This window comes from Brevundimonas vesicularis NBRC 12165 (assembly GCF_001592205.1).
Classification (GTDB): Bacteria; Pseudomonadota; Alphaproteobacteria; order Caulobacterales; family Caulobacteraceae; genus Brevundimonas; species Brevundimonas vesicularis.
Genome location: NZ_BCWM01000003.1, coordinates 79083 through 103339, shown reverse-complemented (window position 1 = coordinate 103339; position 24257 = coordinate 79083). Strand labels below are relative to the sequence as shown.

The window sequence follows — 24257 nt, the reverse complement described above, 5'->3', positions numbered from 1 at the left end:
CTCGTGTTGTGTTTGGTTTCGACGTCTCAGGTCGTCCGCAGACGCACCGCTCCGGATCGCAGGCCGGGCGCCGAGGCGGTCACCGTGATTGCGCCGCGATCGGTCGTCGTCTGAAGGATAGCCTGGGCCAGACCGTTGAAGGCCCGCCGTCGGCCGGTCCTGTCCGGCTCGTGGCTGTTGGGATCGCCGTTGCCCACGCCGATGATCCGGCCGACGCCCTGGACGTCGAAGGTCAGCAGGTCGTTGGCCGCCGGCGCCTCGCGTCCCCTGGCGTCCAGAATACGCGCCTTCAGCATGGCCACGTCCTGACCGTCGGCGTTCAGCCGGGTCCGGTCTGCCGTCAGTTCGACGACGGCGGGCGCGCCTGCGGTTTCGCGGCGTACCGGCGGCAACGCCCTGCCATTGTTCCAGCCGCGCGCTTCGATCACCCCCGGCTCATAGGGGACTGTCCATTCCAGATGTCGGTTCGGCACGACGTCCTTGGCGCCCTGCGAACGGCCGTTCACGAACAGCTCGACCCGATCGACATTGGCGTGGACCCAGACCGGGATCGGCTGACCCTCGCGGCCCGGCCACGTCCAGTGGGGAAACAGATGCACCAGCGGCTCAGGACGCCACCAGGCGCGATAGTACCAATAATTGTCCTTGGGAAAGCCGCAGGAATCCATCGCGCCGAAGAAGGACGCGACGCTGGGCCAACGTCCGAAAGGCGTCGGCTCGCCGCGATAGTCGAAACCGGTCCAGATAAAGCCGCCGGCGATATAGGGTCGCTCGGCCGCCAGCGTCCACCAGGCCTCGGCCGTCGAGGCCCACCAGGGATGCTCAATGTCGTAGGCGCGCACGATGTGACGGGCCGGGTCGTTGAAATATTCGCCGCGCGTGGACACCGTGCTGCCGGTCTCGCTGCCTAGGATCGGCTGATTGGGAAACCGCGCGTGGTAGGCTTCCATCTGATCGGTGCGGTAGTTGAAGCCCAGGATGTCCACGACCTGGGACACGCCCTCGCCGAAGCCGCTGTCCAGGGCCGCCGTCACGGGCCGCGTCGGATCGAGGCGGTTGATCAGGCGCTTTTGCACGCGGGCGATGCGGGCGCCGCGCGCATTGCTCTGAATGGTCTGCTCTTCGTTGCCGATGGACCAGGCGATGACGCTGGGGCGGTTGCGATCACGCCGAACCAAAGCCTCCAACTCGCCCATGGCCGCGACGTCGGTCGCCATCCGCCGCGTCTCGTCGATGACGACCATGCCCAGCCGGTCGCAGGCGTCCAGCAGTTCGGGCGTCGGCGGATTGTGCGAGGCGCGATAGGCGTTGCAGCCCATCTCCTTCAACTGTTCGATCCGCCACGCCTGAAGTCGATCGGGCACCGCCGCGCCGACACCGGCATGATCCTGATGGCAGCAGGCGCCCTTCAGCTTGACCGGCCGGCCGTTCAGCAGGAATCCGCGCGCGGCGTCGAACACCGCCGTGCGCACGCCGAATAGCTGCTCGAATCGATCCGTCAGGCGGCCCGCAACGACGACCTCGGCGACCAGGGTGTAAAGACGCGGCGTCTCAATGGACCACAGCGCCGCACGATCCCACGACAGCGCCGTCGAGACCTGCCCCCGGCTGTGCGGCGCCAGAGTCGTCGCCGCCAGAGTCGTCGCCGCCTGACCTGCGGCGACCGGAACACCCTCGGGATCGATGACTCGAAACGCGATCTCGCAGGCCGCTGCGTCGTCGCCGTCGTTGACGAGATCCAGCTCGATCTCGGCCGTCGCGCCGTCGCCTGCGGGGCTGGCGCGCACAACTGCGCCCCACTGTGGCACGTGGACGGGGTCTGTCGTCACCAGCCAGACATGCCGATAGAGACCGGCGCCCTCGTAGAACCAACCCTCGCCCAGGCTGGCGTCCACCCGCACGACCAGGGTGTTCGGCTCCCCGACCGCGATCAGGTCCGTGATGTCGACGCGAAACGGCGAATAGCCGCCTTCATGCTCGTGGGCGATGAAGCCGTTGATCAGGACCAGGCTCTCGCGAAAGGCGCCGTCGAACTCCAGCCACAGCCGCTTGCCGGCCGCCGAAGCCGGGATGTCCAACGCGCGGCGATACCAGCCGACGCTGGTCGCGGGAAACTCCCGGCCCAGCGGCTTGAACCCATGAGCGGCGCGAGGATCGTCCGTCGGCGCCTCGCCCGGAATGCCGGACGCCTGCGCCAAGCGCGCATCGACGCTTTCGACAAAGGGCAGATCCACCGCCCAATCATGCGGCAGCTGAACCGCTGACCATCCGCTGTCGTCGAACTCGGCGGCTGCGGCCGCTGCGACCTTGCCGCCTGCTTTGGCATAGGTGCGCTGATCCAGCCCGAAGCCGAAATCCTTGTCTGGATCCTGGGCGTGGCCAAGATGAAAACGCCAGCCGGTGGCCAGCCTCTCCCGACTGCGAGGGGCATACCTGCCGCGTTGGACGCTAGCCTTGGAGTTCGCCGCGACAGGCACAGCCAGAGCGATGCCCACCAAGCCAGACCCCTGAAGAAGACCTCTGCGAGACGGCCTCATGACTGCGCGCCCGCCCGCCCCGACAAGGTCGGCCTCCGTTCGATTTGGGCTGCAGACCTAGGCATATCCAAGCGTTTCCCGACGCGAATGTTCTCTTCGCTGCCGGTGTCAGAGACCCCCTCTCACCCACATCCGTCAAGCGCTTTCATCATATGTGGAAGATTTTTTACAAATGAATATGTTCGAAATGACCGTCGATGCTAATCAGTTCAACCTGGCCTTCACCTTACAGGGCGCGCCAATCCCGCCCCTCGGGCCGTGCTATTGAAGCGGCGCCTGTGATCTCGTGCGTCGATGTCTGGGGCCGAGGTTGGCTGGGAGATCGTCGCCTTAAGCGTTCCATCACCGACAACAGAAACGGCATGCGTCACGCGTCGCGCCGATCAGGGTTAGCCGGACCTGCTAACGCGTCGGCAGCAAGCTGCGGGCCTGACCTCGGCAGCTGTCGCCTATCGCTGATAAAAGGCTGGCGATCTGACGCGGGTCAGATCGCCAGCATCTCCCGGGTCATGCCCGCGACCGACTTGGCCCCGGTCAGGGTCATGGCGACACGCATTTCCTTTTCGAACAGGTCCAGCAGGTTTTCGACACCTGCCTGACCGTTCGCCGCCAAGGCATAGATGAACGCCCGGCCCAGCAGGACCGCGTCGGCGCCCAAGGCGATGGCGCGAACCACGTCCAGACCGTTACGGATGCCGGAATCCACCAGGATCTTCAGCTCGCCCTTCACCGCGTCGGCGATGGCGGGCAGAGCGCAGGCAGACGACAGCACCCCGTCCAACTGACGCCCGCCGTGGTTCGACACCACGATGCCGTCTGCGCCGAAGCTGACGGCGTCGCGGGCGTCCTGCGGATCCAGGATGCCCTTGATGATCATCGGCCCGTCCCAGAAATCGCGGATCCATTGCAGATCCTTCCACGAAATCGACGGATCGAAGTTGTTGGCCAGCCAGCCGATATAGTCGGCGAGACCCGTCGGCTTGCCCAGGTAGGCCGAGACATTGCCCAGATCGTGCGGCGTGCCGCGCACCCCGACGTCCCAGGCCCAGGCCGGATGGGTCATGGCCTGGACCATGCGGCGGATCTCGGCATTGGGCCCGCTCATGCCCGAATGGGCGTCGCGATAGCGAGCGCCCGGCGTCGGCATATCGACGGTGAAGACCAGGGTCTTCACCCCTGCCGCCCTGGCCCGCTCCAGCGCATTCTTCATGAAGCCCCGGTCGCGCAGTACATAGAGCTGGAACCACATGGGCCGGTCGATGGCCGGCGCGACCTCCTCGATCGGGCAGACAGACACGGTCGACATCGTGAACGGCACGCCGCGCGAGGCCGCCGCCTTGGCCGCCTGGACCTCGCCCCTGCGCGCATACATGCCGGTCAGCCCTACGGGCCCCAGGATGATCGGCAGGCGCAGGGTCTCGTCGAACAGCTTCGTCTCAAGGCTGAGACTGGTCATGTCCTGCAGCACGCGCTGGCGAAGGGCGATGGACTGCCAGTCCTCGACGTTGCGACGCAGGGTCTGCTCGGCATAGGCGCCGCCGTCGATGTAGTGAAACAGGAAGGGCGGCAGCTTGCGCCGCGCGGCTTCCCTATAATCGCTCGGCGACGAAATGATCACTGCCTGGCCCTACTGAAAGTTGGCGAAGGCGCCGCCATCGACCAGCAGCGCCGCGCCGGACATATAGCCCGCCATGTCCGAGGCCAAGAAGTCGGCGACCGAGGCGATGTCCTCCGGCCGGCCCAAGCCCCAGCGGGATGCGGCCTTCGACGCTGTCCCGGGAGTTCAGGATCAGAAGGGCTAAGTGATGCGACGAACGGGTGGATTGCCTAGATCAGGCAGGTTTGCAACGGCGCCCCGTCGCGACTTCAGCGAACGCCGCAAGCTAAGAGACCACTCGGTGAAAGTGTGTGGCGGACAGAGAGGGATTCGAACCCTCGGTAGGCTTTCACCTACACACGCTTTCCAAGCGTGCGCGATCGACCACTCCGCCACCTGTCCGTTTCACGCTGCGTCTTGCGCGCCGCCGGAGGTCGATCCGGCGGGAGGCGGGCCTGATAGAACACCCTCGCCCCCTCGGCAAGCGCCTCTCGCATCCCCATATGGACTTCAACGTCATTTTCCGATGAGGGAGCCGCAAATGCTGTTCAAGAAGACTGCCGAAATGCCCAAGCCCGAGACGGCCCTGCCCGGCCGCGCCGAGCCGCTGGACACCGATGTGAACCACTATGTCAGCGGCAACCCGCTGAAGGGGCCCTATCCCAACGGTTTCCAGACCGCCATCTTCGGCATGGGCTGTTTCTGGGGCGTGGAGCGCATCTTCTGGCAGTTGCCGGGCGTCTGGGTGACCTCGGCCGGCTATTCCGGCGGGATTACGCCCAACCCGACCTATGAAGAGACCTGCACCGGCCGGACGGGTCATACCGAGGTGGTCAAGGTCGTGTTCGACCCGAGCGTCATCACCTATGCCGAACTGCTGAAGACCTTCTGGGAGAACCACGACCCGACCCAAGGCATGCGCCAAGGCAACGACATCGGCACCACCTATCGCTCGGCCATCTACACGCTGAACGCCGAGCAGCAGGCCGAGGCCGAAGCCTCTCGCGACGCCTATCAGGCCGCCCTGACCCAGGCCGGGCGCGGGACGATCACCACCGAGATCGAGCCGGCGGGCGACTATTTCTACGCCGAGGGTTATCACCAAGGCTATCTGGCCAAGAACCCGGCTGGATACTGCGGCATCGGCGGGACCGGCGTGGTCTGCCCCATCGGGGTCGGCATCGACGCCTGACCCATGCGACGGCCGCCGGGTTTCAACCGGCGGCCAGTCGGCCTATGGATCGGCGAAAAATGGGAGCGCTCATGTCCGCCTTCGTCCATCCTGACGAGATCCGCAGCCGGTTTTCGGCCGCCCTGTCCGCCATGTACCGGGCCGAAGTGCCGCAATACGGCGACCTGCTGACGCTGGTGGCGGACATCAATGCGCAGACGTTGAAGGCCGATGCCGCCGGCGCGGACCGGCTGGCGGCGTCCGGCGAACTGGCGCGTCTGTCAGAGGAGCGCCACGGCGCCATCCGCGTCGGCACGGCCGATGAACTGGCCACGATCGCGCGCGCCTTTGCGGTGATGGGGATGGAGCCGGTCAGCTATTACAACCTGGCGCCGGCCGGGGTGCCGGTCCATTCGACCGCCTTCCGTCCCATCGATCCGGCGGCCTTGGCGCGCAATCCGTTCCGGGTCTTCACCTCGCTGCTGCGGCTGGAGTTGATCGAGGACGACGCCTTGCGCGCGGAGGCGGCCGAGACCCTGGCTCGCCGCGACATCTTCACCCCCGGCGCGCGTGAGCTGATCGAGACGGCGCAGGCCGCCGGCGGTCTGGACGAGGCTCAGGCCGATCGTTTCGTGTCCGAACTGCTAGAGACCTTCCGCTGGCACGCCCAGGCGACGGTCAGCGCCGAAACCTACGAACGGCTGGTCGCCGCCCACCGACTGATCGCCGACGTGGTCAGCTTCAAGGGTCCGCACATCAACCACCTGACGCCACGCACGCTGGATATCGACGCGGCCCAGGCGGCCATGCCCGCACGCGGCATCGCGCCGAAGGAAACCATCGAGGGTCCGCCCGCCCGCGCCTGTCCGATCCTGCTGCGCCAGACCAGCTTCAAGGCGTTGCGGGAGGCGATCACCTTCCCCGGCCCCGACGGCCCCACGGCGGGCGCCCACACCGCCCGCTTCGGCGAGATCGAACAGCGCGGCTGCGCCCTGACCCCGGCCGGTCGCGCCCTGTATGACGAGGCCCTGGCGAAGAAGGACTTCTCCGCCCTGCCCGACGATTGGGACGCCCTGCGCCGCGCAGACCTGGCCTGGTTCCGTTATCGCGCGACGTCTGAGGGGCTCGCCGCCCGCGCCGAGACCGCCGATCTGGACGCCCTGATCGCGGCGGGCCACGTCGTCGCCGAACCCATCACCTACGAAGACTTCCTGCCCGTCAGCGCCGCCGGCATCTTCCAGTCCAACCTGGGCTCGGAGGCCCGCGAAACCGCCTACGCCGTCGATCCCGCCAAGGCCGATTTCGAACAGGCGCTGGGTCGCCCCGTCCAAGACGAGATGGCCCTTTACCGCGCCGAACAGGACGCCTCGATCACGGCGACGCTTAAGGCCTTGGGCCTGACGGAGATGGTCTAGTCCGTTCGCCGGTATGCGGGGCTGGCGGCGCCCGCGTCCATCCGGCGTCTTGCCTGATGCGCAGACGCGGATCATAGACGCGGCCGTGAACCCGTCCGCTTCCCCGACCCAGCGCCGTTATGATCTCGACTGGATCCGGGTCGGCGCCTTCGGCCTGCTGATCCTGTATCATGTGGGCCTGGTTTACGGGGTCTATGACTGGCACATCCACAGCGCCCACACCTTCGAGTGGATGCGTGAGGCGATCCTGGTCACCAATCCCTGGCGACTGACCCTGCTGTTTCTGGTGTCGGGCGCCGCGCTGCGGTTCATGACCTTCCGGCGCACCCCGCGCGAGGTCGCTCGCGCCCGGTTCGAGCGGCTGGTCCCGCCCCTGATCTTCGGCGCCCTGGTTCTGGTGCCGATCCAGTCCTGGATCGAGTCGATGGACAAAGGCGGCTGGCCCGGCGGCGTCGCCGGCTTCGTCGCCTGGCTGGGTCATGAGTTCGGCTGGAGCGGCCTCGCCGACGGCGTGCCGGTCAACCATCTGTGGTTCATCGTCTATATCGCCGTCTACAGCCTGGTCGCCGTCGTCCTGTGGCGCCAGCCCGGCCTAGTCGATCGGCTGGGGAACGGGCTGGAAAAAGCGCTGACAGGCCCGCGCCTGCTGATCGTGCCGATCCTCTATCTGTTCGCCATCCGGTGGCTGCTCTTCCCCTGGTTCGGCCTGACCAACACCCTGCACAATGACTGGTACAACCACGCCCTTTCGCTGGTCGCCTTCCTGTTCGGCTTCAGCATCGTCGGCCGCGAGAGCCTGTGGCGCACGATGGAGCGGTATCGCTGGATCGCCCTGACCCTGGCGGCCGTCGCCCTGCCGATCCTGATGGTCCAGGTCTGGCATCCCGGCGCGCGGGCCTTCTGGGGCGTGCCCAAGGCCGCCGTTTACGCCATCGACCAGTGGGCGGTGATCGTCGCCATCCTGGGCTTCGGCTATCGCCATCTGCGCGACCGAGGCGGCCCTGCACTCAGCTATCTGACCCAGGCCACCTTCCCCCTCTATCTCGCGCACCAGACGGTGCTGGTCGCGGCCGTCTGGATCATCCGCCCGGCGAACCTGCCGGCGCCGGTCGAACTGCTGTCCCTGATCGCCATCACCTTCGTCGGCAGCCTGGCGATCTATGAGGTCGTGAGGCGCATCCCGGCCATTCGCCCCTTGTGGGGGCTGAAGCCCTTAGACGACCGGCCCTGGCCGCTGGACCTTCAGGCTCTGCTGAGGCCGCAGGTTCGCTATCACCGCCGTCGTCGTCTGCTGGGCGTCGGCGTCGCCGCGCCGCTTCTGGCCCTGACGGTGGTCGCCGTGGCTATCCTGGCCTATCCCGGCTTCAACAATGCGACCCAGTATCTGAGCGAACTGGGCGGGGCGACGGCCAAGGCGCCGATCATCTTCAACGGCGGGGTCTTCGTCGCCGGCGTCATGGCCGGGCTGGCGGGAATCGGCTTCGGCCTGGCCATCTACGCCCTGACGGGCGCGCGGGTTGCGGCCTGGGTCATCGCCATCGTCTTCATCCTGGCCGGCGGCGGCATGTCGGCCTCCACCCTGTGGCCCTGGCCCGATCCGCGCCACATGGTCATCAACCTGGCCCTGGGCATTCAGCTGGCGCCGATGCTGCTGCTGTGGGGCCTGGCCAAACGCCGCGACCTGCCGCGCCTGAAGCTCTTCCTCGCCGTCACCTTCGTCGTCATGGCGATCCTGACGGTCCTGACCAAGCACCTCGTCTTCCCGGGCACGGTCAATGACGCCAACGTCGGCTGGTGGGAGCGGCTCTACGCCATTGTCCTGGTCTGCTGGGTTGGGGTTGCAGCCTGGGTACTGGACCGTAAACTGCTGTCGGTCGCCACGGAGTCGCCGCACGGTCGCCCGGCTGCCGCCCCGTTCGACGTCCCGGCCTGACTTCACCCCCACATTTTTTGGTTTCATCAACATTGCGTGATTGAAAATCGCGCGAATGTGATCGATTATGCAGGTCGTGTTGCAGTGCAGCACTCCGCGTCGTCCCCAGCCCTCGGGACGACATCCGGTTCACTCGGGGGCGTCCAGAGCGGCATGAACAAGCTGGCGATCCGGCCTGTCGAACAGGCTGAAATCGAGACGACGATCCACGGCGCGCAAACGCCTAGCTGGTCGTGGCTGCCCGACGAGGCGCCGCTGGCCATGCCGGTTCAGTCCATGTCCGCGCCCGACGCCGTCGCCGACGTGACGCCCGCGACCTCGCCGCGCACGGTCGCGACGCGACGCCTGGCCCTGCTGGCCGGCACCATCGTCCTAACCGGCCTGTCGGCCATCACGCCCTTCTACCTCTATGCCCGCAAGGGTTGGGACGGCACCGAGATCCTGGCCTTCAGCCTGTTCATGGTCCTCATCACCGCCATCTCCTGCTGGTTCGTCAGCGGCCTGATGGGCCTGTTCGTCATGCTGCGCGGCAAGGATCAGGCGGACCTCGCCTTCTCGCCGCATCCGCCGATGCCGCGCACCCGCACGGCCTTGCTGATGCCGCTGTACAACGAGGACGCCCGTTCGTCCTTCGCGCGCCTGTCCCAGATCGATTCCTGCCTGGCGCGTCTGGGCGCCTCATCGGCCTTCGACATCTTCGTGCTCAGCGATTCGACCAAGGAAGACGCCGCCGCCGCCGAGCGTTCGGTGTTCCAGGCGTTCCGTATGGCCGCCAACTCCAAGGCCTTCTACCGTCGCCGCACCGACAATGCCGAGCGCAAGGCCGGCAACCTGGCCGAATGGGTCCGCCGTTTCGGCGGCGCCTATGAAAACATGATCGTCCTGGACGCCGACAGCACCATGGCCGGCGAGACCCTGCTGCGCATGGTCGACGCCATGGAGCGTAATCCCGGCGTCGGCCTGATCCAGACTGCCCCGGTCATCATTAAGGCCCGCACCATCTTCGCGCGCGTGTCGCAGTATTCGGTGCGCCTGTACGGTCGCGTCGCCGCCGCCGGCCTGGCCTACTGGACCGGTTCGGAATCCAGCTACTGGGGCCACAACGCCATCATCCGCACGCGCGCCTTCGCCGCCTGCTGCGGCCTGCCGCACCTGAAGGGCAGGAAGCCCTTCAGCGGTCACATCATGAGCCATGACGTCGTCGAGGCCGCCCTGATGCGCCGCGCCGGCTGGGCCGTCCACGTCACCGCCTCGCTGGACGGATCGTGGGAAGAGACCCCGCCGTCAATCACCGACTTCATCCGCCGCGACCACCGCTGGTTCCAGGGCAACCTCCAGCACCTGGGCCTGATCACGGCCAAGGGGCTGTCGCCGATGAGCCGCCTGCAGCTGCTGATGGGCTGCATGGCCTATCTGTCGTCGCCCCTGTGGCTGGCGTCGCTGATGGTCGGCCTGTTCATCCAGATGTTCTATCCGGTCGACTGGACCAGCTTCTTCTACATCCTGAACCCCCAGTTCACGCCCTTCATGCTGGCCTCCTTCCTGTCCGGCGTGCTGCTGATCGGGCCCAAGTTCATGGGCGCCGCCCTGGTCCTCAGCCGTCCGGCCGAGCTGCGCGCCTTCGGCGGCCGTCGCGCCATCGCCAAGGGCATGGCGGCCGAGATCGCCCTGTCGGCCATCCTGGCCCCCATCCTGATGGTCGCCAACACCAAGGCCTTCATCCAGATCGTCTCGGGCCACGACACCGGCTGGTCGACCCAGCAGCGCGAGGCCGACGGCCTGGCCTGGGCGGACGCCTTCCGCGCCATGCGCTGGCAGATGATCGCCGGCGTCGGCTTCCTGATCCCGCTGGCCGTTCGTCCCGACCTAGCCACCTGGTTCGCCCCGATCGTCCTGCCGCTGCTGCTGGCCGCGCCGATCACCGTCTGGACCTCGCGCGTCCGCTCGGGCGACAAGCTGGCGGCCAAGGGCTATCTGGTCACCCCGGTTCAGGACGGCGTCAGCGTTTCGCCGGCCGTCCTGCACACGCCGCGCTCGCCGCTGCGTGCGGTCGCCGGCGGCGTCTTGGCCCCCGTCGCTGCGCCTGCCATGGTCCCAGCCCGCGCGCCCGAGCGGTAATCGACCGATGCGTGGCGGCCACAGTGCCGCCACAACCGTTACAGCAACGCTCGACGTCAATCTCGATCGGCCTCAACCTAGGCTCCTGTCGTTTGCGGGAGACGTGATTCCATGGCCAAATCCACCGGTTCCGACGCCAAGCCTGACCTGCGGCTCGTCGCGGCCGAGGCCGAGATCTACGACCTGATGAAAGCGCCTGAAACCACCGCCGATCGCGTCAAACGCCTCCAGCTCGAAGCCCATGCCCTGGCGCTGGAAGAGATCGAAGGTCTGGAAAAGCTGTTGCTCGAAGCCGCCGCCAAGGCCAAGGCCATCGCGGACGGCGGCGACGCCTATCCGGTTGGCGCGCGCGAGATCGCCTCGCGCCTCGCCGCCGATCTGCCGACCAGGGCCGAGACCATCAAGACCATCGTCCACCGCGTCGGCTGAAAACCGAAGCTGGGCCGTCGGAACGACCCGCCTGCCCGTCCGCTTTCCTGAAAACCCCCATCTTCAGGAGACGACATCCATGGACGACCGGACCCACGCGCGCGCCGAAGACATCGCCGATCAGGAACGCGCTATCCAGCGCGACATCGACGCCAAGGACAAGGCGTCGGGCGATGACAAACCATCCGGCGCGATGCAGGCCGGCGCCCGCCCCTACCCCGAACCGCCCTTCCCGAAACAGCATCAGACCAAGCCCGGCGACGAGGCCGCGCTGGATCCCGCGCCCCTCTATGATGCGCCCTTCTGGAAGGGTTCGGGCAAGCTGGACGGGTTGGCCGCCCTGATCACCGGCGCCGATTCCGGCATCGGCCGCTCGGTCGCCGTCCTGTTTGCGCGCGAGGGCTGCGATGTCGTCATCTGCCATTTGGACGAGGACGCCGACGCCGAAACCACCAAGGCCGCCGTCGAGGCCGAGGGTCGCCGCGCGGTCGTGCTGAAGGGCGATGTCTCCGATCCCGCCTTCGCCGAGATGGCGGTCAAGGCCACGCTCGACGCCTTCGGCCGGCTGGACGTCCTGGTCCCGAACGCCGCCTTCCAGGAGCACGTCCCCGCCTTCGAGGACCTGACGTACGAGCATTTCGACCGCACCCTGAAGACCAACCTCTACGGCTATTTCAACATGACCAAGGCGGCGGTTCCGCACATGAAGGCCGGCGGCGCCATCGTCATGACCGGCTCGGTCACCGGGCTGATGGGCAATAAGGATCTGCTGGACTATTCGCTGACCAAGGGCGGCATCCACGCCTATGCGCGTTCGCTGGGCACGCATCTGGCGCCGCGCGGCATTCGCGTGAACGTCGTCGCGCCCGGCCCGGTCTGGACCCCGCTGAACCCCGCCGACAAGGATGCCGAGGCGACCTCGAAGTTTGGTGCCGACACGGTGATGAAACGCCCGGCCCAGCCCGAGGAGATCGCGCCCGCCTACGTCTTCTTGGCCTCGCCCCAGATGTCCAGCTTCATCACCGGCGAGATCCTGCCGATCATTGGCGGTTACGCCGGCGGCTGAACCGAATCCGCCGCCCTGCGGTCGCAGGGCGGCGGCATCGCCTAGGCTAGCACGTCGTCGTAATCTGGGTGCCGCTTGTGCCAGGCGACGGCGTAGCTGCAGCGCGGAAACAGCTTCAGCCCCGTCTGGCGCGCATGGTCGGCCAGCGACTGCATGAACCGCCCCGCCGCGCCTGATCCGCGCAGCGACGGCTCGGCCTCGACATGCAAGATGATCCGCGCATCGCCCTTCACGGCATAGTCGGCCCAGACCAAGCCCGCGCCCTTGTCGTCGTCGAACGCCTGTTCGAACCGGTTATCGCCTTCGACGTCCTTGAACTGTCCCATCGGGTTCTCCTTTGACAGATCAACCGCCAAGGCCGTCGGGACGTTCCGCCAGTTCCGGATGGGCCGTCAGATCGACGCTCAGATCGGCTTGTCGTTCAGCAGGTTCAGCAGGCCGATCACGCTCTTGATCGTGAACCAGATCGACAGCACCAGCAGCGCCAAGCCGAAGACGAAAATGGTGACGAAGCCGATGCCGACCGCCATCAGCGGGATGCTGACGAACACCCCAACCCAAGCCGCGATGGTCCACCAGAAGACCGACCAGAACAGCCGGATTTGCGCCTCGGTATGCTGGCGTGCCACGCCCGTCGCCGTCCCGCGCGTCACATAGGACACCACCAGCCCGACCAGAACCAGCACATTGGCGCTGGGGATCGACAGGATGAACAGGGCCCAGGCGATCAGCGCCCCGACCTTGCCCTCGGACGGCTGTCCGGCGATGAAATTGGGTTCATTCGTCATCGTCGGTCCTTCAGAACAACAGGCTGCGGGGGTGAGGAACGGCCTGCCCGCTCTTCAGTTTCAGCACCCCGAACGCGCCGCGCGCCAGAACCCAGATCGCTAGGGCAAACAGCACCAGCACGCCGATGTTGACCACGATCAGAAGGGCACCGACGACCGCCGCCCCGACGGCGCCCACGATGGTGCGCTGCTGATAGATGGCATGGCTGTGCTCCAGCGGATCCGTCGCCCCGTCGCGCCGCATCACCGCCAGCAGCGCCACCAGGCAGGACACGCCCAGCGTCGGCACCGCCAATAGGATCAGCACATAGATCGCATACAGCCGCATCGGCATGATCGGCCCTTCACGGCGCGGCGCGGCCTCGGCCGTCAGACGCTCGCGCACCGCGCGCACGCCCGGCGCCGGCTCGGCCTCGACAGGCGTCGGCTCGGAGCGGGGCGGAAACGGCGCCGTCGGCCGGGTCGTCGGGCCAGACCGGTCGAAAGGCCCCGGCTCGGGCGGGTCGAACAGGTCTGGTTCGCGCTCCTCGGCGGTAAACGGCTCCGGCTGACGCTCACGCGCACGGCCCGCCAGCGACGCAGGCGAGACGAAGCCGACCTCGGCGTCATGATCGTGGTCGTGATCGCGGGGCGCTGCTGGGTCTTTCGGATCGCCGGGTTCGGCCATGAACAACGCTTCTGTCACGCCGGACGCCCGGCTGGAATCTGCCGACGACAATGGCGGTCGGGCCGTTCGGACGCAACCTAGCTTTCGTCATCCTCCGGGCCGCGAAGCGGAACCGGGGGACCCAGCGGCGCCGAAGGCGATCTTGCCACCGCACGATGTTAAAGCGCATGCTTTCGCGACAGGTTCGCGCTCTCGCGCGCCGCTGGGTCCCCCGGTCTCGCTACGCTCGCCGGAGGATGACGAAAGAAAGCTGAAGACTACCGCCCCAGCACGATCTCGCAGCCTGGCGCCGCCACCGCCGCCAGGGCGCCCGGCTTTTCGATCCGCACCGTGGCCCGCTGCACCCGGTCGTCCTCCAGGCACGCCCGCGCCAGCCGTTCGGCGAAGGTCTCGACCAGCCCCACATGCCCCTCTGCGGCGATGGCGCGCGCGGCGTCGGCCACGGTCTCATAGTTGATGGTGTCGCCCAGACGCTCGATGGGGCGCGGCGCCAGCTCCAGCGTCACATCGATCACCAGCCGTTGCAGCCGCCCCTGCTCGTGGTCATAGACCCCGATCCCGGCCTCGACCTCCAGCCCGCGCACGAACACGCTCAGCCGCTCGAAACGCAGCGGATCGTCCGCCGGAACCGGCGTCGCCAGAGGAGAGGAAACCACGCGCTACTCCTGGATGTCGGGGGTGCGCCAGGCCAAGTGCTGGCCCCCGTCGACGGCGATCATCTGGCCCGTGACCAGCCGGGCGTCAATCAGCCACCGCACCGCCTCGGCCACCGCCTCGGGGCTGCCGGGCGTTTCCAGCAGGGTGGCGCGCGCCTCGGCGGCGAACTCTTCGGGGGTCTGGTGGATGGAGGGCAGGGTCGGCCCCGGCCCCACCCCATTCACACGGATGCCCGGCGCCAAAGCCTGGGCCAGGGTCTGGGTCGCCCACCACAGGCCGTTGCGCGACAGGCTGTAGGAGAAGAAGCGCGGATCCGGCTTCAGCACCTTCTGGTCCAGCAGATTGACGATGGCCCCCTCCACGGCTTGCGCCGCGAACGCCTCGGCCAGCACGATCGGCGCCCTCAGATTGGTGTCGAGATGCAGGTCCCAGCTGTCGCGCGTCAGGGCGCCGATCCGGTCGTCCTCGAACACCGAGGCGTTGTTGACCAGCACGCTGACCGGCCCCAGCGCCTCGACCGCCGCGGGGATCAGCGCCCGCACCCTGGCCTCGTCCGTCAGGTCCGCCTGCAACAGGCACGCGCGTCGTCCCAGGCCCGCGATCTCGTCGGCCAGGGTCCGGGCGTCGTCGCCCGACGCATGATGATGGATCGCCACGTCGAACCCGGCCTGGGCCAGTTTCAGACAGATCGCCCGCCCGATCCGCCGCGCCCCGCCCGTGACCAGGGCGACGCCCCTCTCAGAGCGAGCAGCCGCCTCAGTCAACCCGACCGAACTCGAACACGTTGAACGCCGCCAGAACGGCGATGAAGCCGAAGATGATGCCGAGAGCCAGCATGGAATGCTCCTGTTGTCAGTCTTGGCTTAGAGCGGGATGGGGCGGGGTTCAAGCGGGGACGGGTTGAAGAGCCAGGACAAATCCGCTTCTTACGAATGGACGACGTCATCAGAGGTCGCCTTCTAAAGCCGGCCAGGGGCTGACTTTTCTTCTCATATCCTCTACGTGCATAAAAAACAATCACACGGGGAGGTGGCCTTTGGAGAAGAAGACGAAGGGCGCTTGGCTTCTAGCACAATCCAAAAATTTGAGCGGGTATGCCGGCGCTGGCGCTACTCGGTTAGAGAATGTCAGCCATTCCGGGAAGATTGGCAGGCTCTACAACCTCCTGCGGCGCCAGGCCGATGACCAGACGACGTTTACCATCAGCAAGCAGACCATTGAGACCACATGCAAGTTGAACGGCATTGAGAAATCCGACCGGATCATCGGACTCCAAGTCCTCCATGACGCTGGCCGGATCGACGTCGCAAAAGACGGAGCTGTCGCTGTTTTAGGGGCCACTACGCAAGCAGTGTTAGAGGCCACGGCTGAGATTTTTGACGACCAGAATCCTAGCTCGGACGAACAAGCAATCATCGACCTATCAGAGCGGGTGTCCGGCAGGCCACTAAAGCGCGCCGAAGCCGAAGAGTATATCTCTGATACTCACAAGCTGGTCAAAGCTGACGCGTCCTCGCTCGTCGATCTGTCAAAAAAGACTGCACTGATCGACGAGGAAGGGCAGCATGGTCAGGGCATTCTGTTCAACTCGCACACATTCCGTGACGGCAAATATGCAGAAAAAGCGCATCGGGTTTTGGAGCAGCTCAAAGCGGATGAGCGCGTTCGCCTAACTGAGGTTCAGGAAAAGCTTACTCGACATGGGGCATTGTATGATGCGGATGTCGAGAGAATGCTCGGAAAAGAACTCTATAATAGATTGGTGAGCGTCGGGCTATTTGACCGGATGGAAGTTAGCAACAGCACCGAGTCCGTTGGCTATGTCGCTTCCCCAAACGACTTCCAGAAGTATGGCCGCCCCTTTGAGGAAGATCCAATCGACGATGCGAAGGCGCTAATTGCGTCGCTCACCTACGGGCAGTCCCGGAGCACCTATACGCGTGGTCAGATTACCATGCCCGAGGCACTAATCCGGGCCTTGGTTAGGGGTGATGAACTGGCCGCCAGGGCAGGAGGCGTCCGAGCCATCGGTGAGGATTATCGTGAACTTGAAGCGCGCCAAGTCGTCGAAGTGACTCAAAAGAGCTATGGCCGTTACACCATGCGCCTGCTTAAGAAGGACGTCGGCGAACTCGCGCTGACCATCATACGCGGCGGTGCTGCTGCGCAGGAGGCCGTCCTGATGGATGGGTCCCCTGCCCGTGCGTTCAAGGGCCCTCACACAGCGAGGACAGAGGTGCGTTTGAGAAATGAGATTGCTGATAAGCGCTTCATTCACGATACGCTTGATCGCTTAAGGAGTGGAGGCTGATGGCTCAGCCAAAAGGTGCGGGTCTCGAAGAACTGGCACGGGCGTATTTTGCCCGACAGGGCTTTATCGCCGTTCGCAGTGTGTCCCTCAAATTCGAGGATGAAGAGGTCACGGACGTCGACGTGTGGCTTTACGGGCGGCAAGGTGCTGGCACCCGCACTCGCGGTTTGGTAGATGTTAAAGACAAGAAGTCTCCGAAGGCGTTTGAACGCATCCTCTGGGTCCGGGGGATGCAGTTGGCGCTCGGATGTGATCGGGCCTTTGTCGCTACGACTGATGCTAGCCCCAAGGTCACCCGCTTCGCTCAGCAGCAGAAAGTTACTTTGCTACCCGCCTCTTACATTCGACGTCCTGTTGAAAACCAGCCGGACCGGCTGAGTTTAGAAGAACTGATAGCTAACATTCAGCAGTTTTCGTCTCATAAGCAGGATGGTGACTGGTTGAAGCAAATCGCTAACGCCAAGTCTGCTGTGGTTAGTTTGCCGCCCTACCCGGCATTCAATAAAGCTATAAGTGCGTTTCGGTTTTTCGCTGAGCGAGCAGCCACAAGGCCCCAGCACCGAGAGCAGGCCCTAAGGGGTGCATATTTCGCTGCCTCTTTGGCATGCATGGCGCTGGATGCGGCGTCAGAACGACTGGCTTTTGAAGAAAAAACCGGTCGTCACAGGCTGCTCTATGCTGGGGTAACGTATGGCGACGTGGGTGACGGCCGCGTCAAGTCCAGCATCAATACGGTTCTCGACGTGATCGCAAACGGCGTAAAAAACGGAAAGGTCATCGCTCGGCAGACGGGTGACGCGATTGACGAGATGTTCGCAGGACTTCGAGCCGAGATAATTGCTGAGTTTTTCGCAAAAGACGAAAACTCGCAGATGCTGTTTCCCGCAGCGCGGGAACTTGAGGGGAAAGCCCACGCACGATCCCGGGCAGAGCTGACCACGTTGAGCGTGGAAGCCAAATCGGTCTTGGGCGTATTTGCGGATTTCGTTGGCGCCAAACGGACGGCGCTATTCAGTTCTGACTTCGAGTCTCGACCTGCCGCCGCGAGCTCAAAGCCTTCCGTCGCGTCAGAACCAGACCTCACGGGAGTAAGCGCTGTTGGTAGTGGCGACACGTTTCCAGGCGATCGGCCGCCTAAGCTGCTCTAGCCTGCTCATCCGGCGCGTTACCAAGGCTAGAGAATGAAATGACCGCATGACCTGGCGCACCCACGTCGAGCCCTTCACCCGTCCCCTCTTCTTCGTCTGGTCGCGGCTGACGCGGGGCAAGACGTTGGGCGTGCGGGCGGTGGCGGTGGATGAGCAGGGGCGGGTGCTGATGGTGCGGCACACCTATCTCAAGGGCTGGTGGTTGCCGGGCGGCGGGGTGGATCGGGGCGAGACGACGCACGCCGCCGTGGTGCGCGAACTGCGCGAAGAGGCCGGTCTGGTCGCGCGCGGGGCGCCGCGCCTGATCTCGATCCATTCCAACGAGCGGTTCTTTCCCGGCGATCACGTCGCCGTCTTCCGCATCGACGCCTTCGATGTGGGCCAGCGCACCAGCCACGGCGAGATCGCCGAGATCGGCTGGTTCTCGCCCCCCGCCCTCCCGGACGACGTGAATCGGGGCTGTCGCGCGCGTCTGGCCGAGATCTTCGACGGCGCCCCGCCCGAGCCGGACTGGTGAGACGGAAATCGCGCCTCGCTCCGTTGTAGAACGGTCAAGCCTGTTCGGAAGGATCGCACCATGCCTCTCTCGCGTCGCCTGGCCCTTATCGGCCTGGCCATCAGCGCCACCCTCCCCGCCCACGCCCTCGCCCAAACCCGCAGCGATCGTCGACAGCGTCGCATGGCGCCCTCCGGCCCGGTTGTCGCGCCCGCCCATACCTTCACCTTCGGTCCCGACCCGCTTCAGGCCTACGATCTCTATGCGGACAGAGGGACGGGACCGATCCTGATGTTCGTGCACGGCGGCGGCTGGTCAAGGGGCGAACGGACCAATGTCGCCGCCCTGCCTGACTACGCTCAGCGCCACGGCTTTACTCTGGCCTCGACCAGCTATCGGCTGGCTCCCGCCGTCAGCGCGCGCGAGTCGGCTCTGGATGTCGCCGCCGCTGTCGCCGATCTGAAGCGCCGCCTGCCCGGACGGCCGGTCTATCTGCTGGGCCATTCGGCCGGGGCCCATCTGGCCGCGTTGGTGGGAATCGACCCCGACTATCTCGGCGCAGTCGGGCTGAGGCCCTCGGATCTGGCGGGGGTGATCCTGTTGGACGGGGCCGGCTATGACGCCACGGCGCCACGCGGGACCGGCCCGGTCGATCAGTGGCTGGGCCGAACGTATGATCAGGCCTTTGGTGATCAGGCCGCCGCCTTGTCGCCTACTCTGCTTATCCGCCCGGGCGTGGTCTATCCGCCCTTCCTCATCTTCCACGTCGCCCGCCGCCAGGATTCGACAGCACAGAGTCGCGGCCTGGCTGAGGCCTTGATCCGGGTCGGGGGACGCGCCGAGGTCATCGCCGCGCCGGACGACAGCCACATGACCATCAAGCGCGACTTCGGCGTCGCCGGCGATCCGGAAGGGGAACGCGCCGCCCGCTTCATCCGGGGGTAGCAATCGGCGAGCGCCATGCTAGCCAAGGGCCATGAACCCGTCCCTGCTCGCCATCCTCGTCGTCATCCTGGCCGGCGGCGCCACCGCGCTTCAGGCCCCGACCAACGCCAAGCTGGCGACCGCCGTGGCCTCGCCGGTCAACGCCGCCTTCATCTCCTTTGCGGTCGGCACCACGGTGCTGGGGATATTGGCGGCCATCCTGCACACCCGGCCGGACATGGCCGCGACGCGGGCCCTGCCCTGGTACGCTTGGCTGGGCGGGGCCTACGGCGCCTGTTTCGTGGTCGCCGCCGCCTGGGGCGTGCCGCGCCTGGGCGTGGCCATGACCATCACCCTGATGGTCGGCGGCCAGCTGCTGCTCAGCCTGGCGCTGGATCATTTCGGGGCGCTGGGCGTGCCGCGCCAGCCGTTGAACATCGGCCGCGTCGCCGGCGTGGGGCTTGTTCTGGCCGGCGTCCTTCTGGTCCGGCGCTCTTGACCCTATATCGGGCGCGATGACCGAGGAGACGCCTGATTCCCAACTGAAAGCCGCCGCCTTGATCGCCGACGAGGCGCGCCGGGCGCCGGACAAGCCGGGCGTCTATCGCATGTACGGCGAGGACGGGTCGTGCCTGTACGTCGGCAAGGCCAAGTCGCTGAAGAAGCGTATCATCCAGTATGCGCAAGGGCGTTTTCACACCCAGCGCATCGGCCTGATGGTGTCGCAGACCCGGTCGATGGAGCTGGTGGTCACCGCCACCGAGACCGAAGCCCTGCTGCTGGAATCCAACTTCATCAAGAAGCTGAAGCCCCGCTTCAACGTGGTGCTGCGCGACGACAAGTCCTTCGCCGAACTGATGATCCGCCGCGATCACCGCGCGCCCCAGGTCAGGAAGCATCGCGGCGCCCACACGACTCCCGGCGACTATTTCGGCCCCTTCGCCTCGACCTGGGCGGTCAACCGCACGCTGAACACCCTGCAGAAGGCCTTCCTGCTGCGGTCCTGTTCCGACAGCGTCTATGAGACCCGCACCCGCCCCTGCATGCTGCATCAGATCAAGCGCTGCTCGGCCCCGTGCACCGGCCTGATCAGCTTGGACGACTACGGCGAACTGGTCACCGAGGCCGAACAGTTCCTGCGCGGCAAGTCGCGCGCCGTCATCGGCCGCCTGTCCAAGGAGATGCAGGCGGCGTCCGACGAGATGGACTTCGAACAGGCCGCCCGCGTGCGCGACCGCATCCGCGCCCTGTCGGCCATTGCGATGGAGAACTCGGTCAGCGCCGACAGCGTGGCCGAAGGCGACGTCTTCGCTCTGCATTCCGACGGCGGACAGGCCTGCGTCCAGGTCTTCTTCTATCGCGCCGGCCAGAACTGGGGCGGCCGCGCCTATTTCCCGCGCGTGGACAAGACCGACACCGATCCTGAGATTCTGGCCGCCTTCCTGGGCCAGTTCTACGAGGACAAGCCGATCCCGCGCCTGATCCTGTCCAACGTGCGCCCGCACGAGCTGGAGCTGCTGGAAGAGGCCTTCTCGATGAAGGCGGACCGCAAGGTCGAGATCGTCCGTCCGATGCGCGGCGAGAAGCTGGCCTTGGTCGACCACGCCCTGACCAATGCGCGCGAGGCCCTGGGCCGCCGCCTGGCCGAAAGCTCGGCGCAGGGCAAGATTCTGGACGAGGTTTGCGAGGCCTTCGGCCTGGAGAGCCGACCCGAGCGGATCGAGATCTATGACAACGCCCATATCCAAGGGACCAATGCGGTCGGCGGCATGGTCGTCGCCGGACCCGACGGCTTCCAGAAGTCGCAGTATCGCAAGTTCAACATCCGGGGCGAGGATCTGACGCCCGGCGACGACTACGGCATGATGCGCGAGGTGATGCGTCGTCGCTTCTCGCGCCTGATCAAGGATGAAGAAGAAGGCGAGGCCAAGGGCGAAGATGTCGTCCGCCCCGACCTGCTGCTGATCGACGGCGGCGCGGGACAGTTGGCCGAGGTGCTGGCGGTCATGGCCGATCTGGGCGGGCTGGACGACATCACCGTCGTCGGCGTGGCCAAGGGCCCGGATCGCGACGCCGGCATGGAGAAGTTCTTCATGCCCGGCAAGGCCCCCTTCATGCTGCCGCTGAAGTCGCCGGCCCTCTACTATCTGCAGCGGCTGCGCGACGAGGCCCACCGCTTCGCCAACGGCGCCCACGCCAAGCGCCGCTCGATGGACATCAAGAAGAATCCGCTGGATGAGATCGAAGGCGTCGGCCCCGGCCGCAAGAAGGCCTTGCTGCACGCCTTCGGCTCGGCCAAGGGCGTCAGCCGCGCCTCCCTGGCCGATCTGGTCAAGGTCGACGGCATCAACCAACCCCTCGCCGAACGCATCCACGCCTTCTTCCGTAAAAGCTGAGCCGGAGCTAAGACACCGACCATGAGCGACATCGAAGACGAACTGACCGCCGGCTATCGCCGCTTCCGCGCCGAGCACTGGCCGACGGCCCGCGCCGAGTACGAGACCCTGGCGACCAAGGGCCAGAAGCCGCACACCCTGATCGTGGCCTGTTCCGACAGCCGCGCCGATCCGGCCCTGATCTTCGACGCCAAGCCGGGCGAGCTGTTCGTCGTGCGCAACGTCGCCAATCTGGTCCCGCCCTACGAGCCGGACGGCAAGCTGCACGGCGTGTCGGCGGCGCTGGAGTTCGGGGTCAAGGTGCTGGGCGTCAAGCGGATCGTGGTCATGGGCCACGCCCACTGCGGCGGGGTCAACGCCATGATCAACGGCGCCCCTGAAATCGTCGCCGACTTCGTCGCCCCCTGGATCGCCCAAGGCGCGCCCGTCGTCCAGCATGTCGCCGAAACCGTCGCCCCCGACCAACTGGAGCGCGCGGCCGAAGAGGCCATCGTGCGGCTGTCGATCCGGAACCTGCGCACCTTCCCCTGGATCGCCGAGCGCGAAGCCAAGGGCGAGCTTCAGCTCAGCGGCCTGCATTTCGGCATCGCCGAGGGCGCGCTTACGGCCCTCACCGACAAGCCCCGGTTCGAACCGTTGGATTGAGCGGCGAACCGTGCCACACCCGGCGCGTTGCAACGGACATGACAATGACCTCCGCCCACCGCGCCAACCCCATCCCCAACATCCTGACCGGGCTGCGCCTGGCGGCCGGGGTGGTGATGTTCGCCATGATGGCCGGGGCGGCGCCGGGCGCGCTTGAGGCCTGGCTGTCGCCGGAAACCCAGGGGCGGTTCAGCGTCTGGGCCTTCTGGATCTTCGTCATCGCCGCCTCGACCGACTGGGTCGACGGCTACCTCGCCCGGCGCTGGAACGCGACCACGCGCTGGGGCGCCATTCTCGATCCCATCGCCGACAAGGTGCTGGTGACCGGCGCCATCCTGGGCGTCCTGGCCTCGGGTTCGCTGCCCGGCATCGCCCTGCCCTGCGGCCTGATCCTGTTCCGGGAATTCGCGGTTTCAGCCCTGCGCGAGACGATGGCTGGCCGCATCGAACTGCCGGTCACCCTGGCCGCCAAATGGAAGACTACGGTGCAGATGGTGGCGCTCGCCGCGCTTCAGCTGACCCTGCTGTGGGGCGCCCTGGGCCTGCAGAACGACGACGGATCGCCGCTGGCCTGGCAGCCGGCGTTCGAATCCTTCGCCATCTTCCTGATCTGGTTCGCCGCCATCATCACCCTGTGGACCGGCTGGCAGTATTTCAGCGAAGCCCGTCGCCAGATGCGCGACCTCTAGAGCCTGATCGGACGAGGAGGAATCGCTTCGCGATTCCGCTGATGCCGTGAATCAGGCTCCAGATTGATGCTGGAGCGAAATCTGAGCCGAGTTGGACTGCGTCCAACTCAACCGATTTCGCTCTAGGGCCGCAACGTCAGCCCGGCCGGTGTGGCGGAAAAGGCGGAAAGCCGGCCCAGATAGCTCATGCCCAGCAGGGAGTATTCCAGCCCCTGCTCCACCACCAGGGCCTCGACCCGGTCCACCCGCGCGCCTGCGACCGAGATCGTCTTCAGCTGAACCGGCGCGGCACGCACGACCCCCGATGCGGTCTGGACCTTGCCGGTGAAGGCTTCGGGTTCGGGATCGACGCCTAGTCTCAGGGCGTCGGCGCGCGTCAGGGCGACCACGCTGGCGCCCGTATCCACCAGCACCCGCACCGCCTTGCCGTCGATATTGGCCTCGGCCCAGTAGTGGCCGTCCGCGCCCTTCACCACCTGGGCGTCGGTGCCGGAGGCGCCCACCGCCGCCTCGGCCACGGGCGTCGCCGCCTGGGCCATGCCGTCGCCTTCCAGATGGCGGATCGTCAGAGCCGTGCCGAACGACGCCATGAGAGCGAAGCCGAGGACGACGACAGACTGGGTATCGATGCGAACCATGCCTCTGTCTTAGAGGCGCGGCGTTTGGATGGGGTGAAACGACGTGGCTGACGAAAGCTTAAGCCGCTAACCGCGCTAGCCCAGCTTGGCCGGATCCACCTGACTACGGCGCGACGGCAGGTCGGCCATGACCATCGCGCGCTCGGCGTCGCTCAGCGCCCGCCAGCCGGCGATCTCCTTCAGGGTGCGAAAACAGCCGAGGCACAGGCCGCTCTCGCCATCGACCGCGCACACCATGACGCAGGGCGTGGCGATGGCCTTTGGCGGTCCGGGCCGGTTCGGGGTCGTCGCGCTCATTGTGACACAGTGGCGAAAATCACTCCGACTCCTGACGAATAAAGTTGCAAATTCACGAAACTGTCTTATATCGGCTGATGACGCGAAACGACTGACGGTGGAATCCCATTGGTACGACGCGTCTCTTTTCATCGTTCTGCGAAAGGAGACGCCAAGATGAACGATAAGGAGCGTAACCTCCAACACGCCATGATGTCCTTCGCCCTTTGGGGCGGGATGCTGGTCAACAGTCGGCATATGCCGTCGAACTCGGGCCGGGTGGTCAGCCATCCGTCCAACTTCGTACCCTATACGATCAAGAAACGCTGACGGCCCGCTCGGCCCTCAGCCTGAAG

At 66.1% G+C, this 24257-nt stretch carries 25 protein-coding genes and 1 tRNA gene; 15 read left to right on the top strand and 11 right to left on the bottom strand.

The window, feature by feature from the left end; genetic code table 11:
* Positions 1-26: 26 nt before the first annotated feature.
* The 4 genes from galA to BVE01S_RS03480 all read right to left on the bottom strand — a co-directional run bounded on the left by galA (position 27) and on the right by BVE01S_RS03480 (position 4536).
* Positions 27-2495 (bottom strand): beta-galactosidase GalA, encoded by a 2469-nt coding sequence (galA, locus tag BVE01S_RS03490; RefSeq protein ID WP_306301760.1) that lies wholly within the window; start codon positions 2493-2495, stop codon positions 27-29.
* A 526-nt stretch (positions 2496-3021) separates the two neighbouring features.
* Positions 3022-4155 carry an FMN-dependent L-lactate dehydrogenase LldD gene (gene lldD, locus BVE01S_RS03485; RefSeq protein ID WP_066624352.1) on the bottom strand — a complete coding sequence of 378 codons (1134 nt, stop codon included), beginning with the start codon at positions 4153-4155 and terminating at the stop codon, positions 3022-3024.
* Positions 4156-4164: 9 nt separating this feature from the next.
* Positions 4165-4281 (bottom strand): SDR family oxidoreductase, encoded by a 117-nt coding sequence (locus tag BVE01S_RS16460; protein WP_174523841.1) that lies wholly within the window; start codon positions 4279-4281, stop codon positions 4165-4167.
* 165 nt (positions 4282-4446) lie between these two features.
* Positions 4447-4536, bottom strand: a tRNA-Ser gene (locus BVE01S_RS03480).
* A 139-nt stretch (positions 4537-4675) separates the two neighbouring features.
* Between BVE01S_RS03480 and msrA the strand changes: the two genes are divergently transcribed.
* From msrA to BVE01S_RS03450, 6 genes are all read left to right on the top strand, one after another.
* Entirely contained in the window at positions 4676-5326 is a 651-nt protein-coding gene (gene msrA / locus BVE01S_RS03475) for a peptide-methionine (S)-S-oxide reductase MsrA (RefSeq protein WP_066624350.1), read from the top strand.
* Between the two features lie 71 nt (positions 5327-5397).
* Positions 5398-6720: a VOC family protein gene (locus BVE01S_RS03470; protein ID WP_084375260.1), complete on the top strand. Its 1323-nt coding sequence runs from the start codon at positions 5398-5400 to the stop codon at positions 6718-6720.
* 85 nt (positions 6721-6805) lie between these two features.
* On the top strand, positions 6806-8653 hold the full coding sequence (locus BVE01S_RS03465; protein WP_240612061.1) for an acyltransferase family protein: 1848 nt from the start codon (positions 6806-6808) through the stop codon (positions 8651-8653).
* Positions 8654-8806: 153 nt separating this feature from the next.
* The gene (gene mdoH, locus BVE01S_RS03460) at positions 8807-10771 is read left to right on the top strand and encodes a glucans biosynthesis glucosyltransferase MdoH (protein WP_066624347.1); all 1965 of its coding nucleotides are present in this window, start codon (positions 8807-8809) and stop codon (positions 10769-10771) included.
* 111 nt (positions 10772-10882) lie between these two features.
* Positions 10883-11200 (top strand): hypothetical protein, encoded by a 318-nt coding sequence (locus tag BVE01S_RS03455; RefSeq protein ID WP_066624345.1) that lies wholly within the window; start codon positions 10883-10885, stop codon positions 11198-11200.
* A gap of 79 nt (positions 11201-11279) precedes the next feature.
* Positions 11280-12266, top strand: coding sequence for an SDR family oxidoreductase (locus tag BVE01S_RS03450; protein ID WP_066624343.1), 987 nt, complete (start codon positions 11280-11282; stop codon positions 12264-12266).
* A 41-nt stretch (positions 12267-12307) separates the two neighbouring features.
* On the opposite strand, the gene BVE01S_RS03445 is transcribed toward BVE01S_RS03450, so the two are convergent.
* The 5 genes from BVE01S_RS03445 to BVE01S_RS03425 form a co-directional block, all read right to left on the bottom strand.
* Positions 12308-12592, bottom strand: coding sequence for a GNAT family N-acetyltransferase (locus BVE01S_RS03445; protein ID WP_052689639.1), 285 nt, complete (start codon positions 12590-12592; stop codon positions 12308-12310).
* Between the two features lie 78 nt (positions 12593-12670).
* On the bottom strand, positions 12671-13054 hold the full coding sequence (locus tag BVE01S_RS03440) for a hypothetical protein (RefSeq protein ID WP_066624340.1): 384 nt from the start codon (positions 13052-13054) through the stop codon (positions 12671-12673).
* Positions 13055-13064: 10 nt separating this feature from the next.
* Positions 13065-13721 carry a hypothetical protein gene (locus tag BVE01S_RS03435; protein ID WP_066624337.1) on the bottom strand — a complete coding sequence of 219 codons (657 nt, stop codon included), beginning with the start codon at positions 13719-13721 and terminating at the stop codon, positions 13065-13067.
* A 257-nt stretch (positions 13722-13978) separates the two neighbouring features.
* On the bottom strand, positions 13979-14377 hold the full coding sequence (gene folB / locus BVE01S_RS03430) for a dihydroneopterin aldolase (protein WP_205678476.1): 399 nt from the start codon (positions 14375-14377) through the stop codon (positions 13979-13981).
* 3 nt (positions 14378-14380) lie between these two features.
* Positions 14381-15142: an SDR family oxidoreductase gene (locus BVE01S_RS03425; RefSeq protein WP_066624334.1), complete on the bottom strand. Its 762-nt coding sequence runs from the start codon at positions 15140-15142 to the stop codon at positions 14381-14383.
* Between the two features lie 272 nt (positions 15143-15414).
* Here BVE01S_RS03425 and BVE01S_RS03420 point away from each other — a divergent pair, with 272 nt between their 5' ends.
* The 8 genes from BVE01S_RS03420 to pgsA are packed head-to-tail and all read left to right on the top strand — an operon-like array spanning position 15415 to position 22987.
* Positions 15415-16689 carry a hypothetical protein gene (locus BVE01S_RS03420; RefSeq protein WP_066624331.1) on the top strand — a complete coding sequence of 425 codons (1275 nt, stop codon included), beginning with the start codon at positions 15415-15417 and terminating at the stop codon, positions 16687-16689.
* Positions 16689-17837 carry a hypothetical protein gene (locus tag BVE01S_RS03415; protein WP_066624329.1) on the top strand — a complete coding sequence of 383 codons (1149 nt, stop codon included), beginning with the start codon at positions 16689-16691 and terminating at the stop codon, positions 17835-17837. The genes BVE01S_RS03420 and BVE01S_RS03415 overlap by 1 nt, the downstream gene beginning before the upstream one ends.
* 46 nt (positions 17838-17883) lie before the next feature.
* Positions 17884-18354: an NUDIX domain-containing protein gene (locus BVE01S_RS03410; RefSeq protein WP_066624328.1), complete on the top strand. Its 471-nt coding sequence runs from the start codon at positions 17884-17886 to the stop codon at positions 18352-18354.
* A 60-nt stretch (positions 18355-18414) separates the two neighbouring features.
* Complete coding sequence (locus BVE01S_RS03405) at positions 18415-19278, top strand: alpha/beta hydrolase (RefSeq protein WP_066624326.1); 864 nt, start codon at positions 18415-18417, stop codon at positions 19276-19278.
* Between the two features lie 31 nt (positions 19279-19309).
* Positions 19310-19756, top strand: coding sequence for a DMT family transporter (locus tag BVE01S_RS03400; RefSeq protein WP_066624324.1), 447 nt, complete (start codon positions 19310-19312; stop codon positions 19754-19756).
* Positions 19757-19772: 16 nt separating this feature from the next.
* Complete coding sequence (uvrC, locus tag BVE01S_RS03395) at positions 19773-21653, top strand: excinuclease ABC subunit UvrC (protein ID WP_066624322.1); 1881 nt, start codon at positions 19773-19775, stop codon at positions 21651-21653.
* 21 nt (positions 21654-21674) lie between these two features.
* Positions 21675-22298, top strand: coding sequence for a carbonic anhydrase (locus BVE01S_RS03390; RefSeq protein WP_055753092.1), 624 nt, complete (start codon positions 21675-21677; stop codon positions 22296-22298).
* Between the two features lie 44 nt (positions 22299-22342).
* Positions 22343-22987, top strand: coding sequence for a CDP-diacylglycerol--glycerol-3-phosphate 3-phosphatidyltransferase (gene pgsA, locus BVE01S_RS03385; RefSeq protein ID WP_026108402.1), 645 nt, complete (start codon positions 22343-22345; stop codon positions 22985-22987).
* 122 nt (positions 22988-23109) lie between these two features.
* On the opposite strand, the gene BVE01S_RS03380 is transcribed toward pgsA, so the two are convergent.
* Positions 23110-23625, bottom strand: coding sequence for a retropepsin-like aspartic protease family protein (locus tag BVE01S_RS03380; RefSeq protein WP_066624321.1), 516 nt, complete (start codon positions 23623-23625; stop codon positions 23110-23112).
* Positions 23626-23700: 75 nt separating this feature from the next.
* Positions 23701-23922: a DUF1289 domain-containing protein gene (locus BVE01S_RS03375; RefSeq protein WP_066624319.1), complete on the bottom strand. Its 222-nt coding sequence runs from the start codon at positions 23920-23922 to the stop codon at positions 23701-23703.
* Between the two features lie 156 nt (positions 23923-24078).
* Here BVE01S_RS03375 and BVE01S_RS16990 point away from each other — a divergent pair, with 156 nt between their 5' ends.
* Positions 24079-24231 carry a hypothetical protein gene (locus BVE01S_RS16990; protein WP_017505113.1) on the top strand — a complete coding sequence of 51 codons (153 nt, stop codon included), beginning with the start codon at positions 24079-24081 and terminating at the stop codon, positions 24229-24231.
* Positions 24232-24257 lie beyond the last annotated feature (26 nt).